General features: G+C 74.7%; 1 protein-coding gene. It reads right to left on the bottom strand.

Annotated elements, in window-relative coordinates:
• A partial coding sequence (locus GTW67_RS00715) for a LuxR C-terminal-related transcriptional regulator (RefSeq protein ID WP_161162833.1) occupies positions 1–289 on the bottom strand: 289 nt, incomplete at both ends.

Genomic DNA, 289 nt, shown 5'->3' with positions numbered 1-289 from the left:
CGGCGATCTCCGCGTTCGACAGGCCCTGCGCGATCAGGGCCAGCACCTCCGTCTCCCGCTCGGTCAGCGTGCCGACCCGCTCCTTCAGCGGGGCCCGGGGCCGGTCGTCCAGCCGGGAGAACTCGGTGAGCAGCCGGCGCGTGATGCCCGGCGCGAGCAGCGCGTCCCCGGCCGCCACCACCCGGACCGCCTCGGCGAGCTGGTCGGCCGACGCGTCCTTCAGCAGGAACCCGGACGCGCCGGCCCGCAGCGCCTCGTACACGTACTCGTCCAGGTCGAAGGTGGTCAG

This window comes from Streptomyces sp. SID5910 (assembly GCF_009862125.1).
In the GTDB taxonomy this organism is placed as follows: domain Bacteria; phylum Actinomycetota; class Actinomycetes; order Streptomycetales; family Streptomycetaceae; genus Streptomyces.
This window is presented reverse-complemented; position numbering and strand designations above follow the sequence as displayed.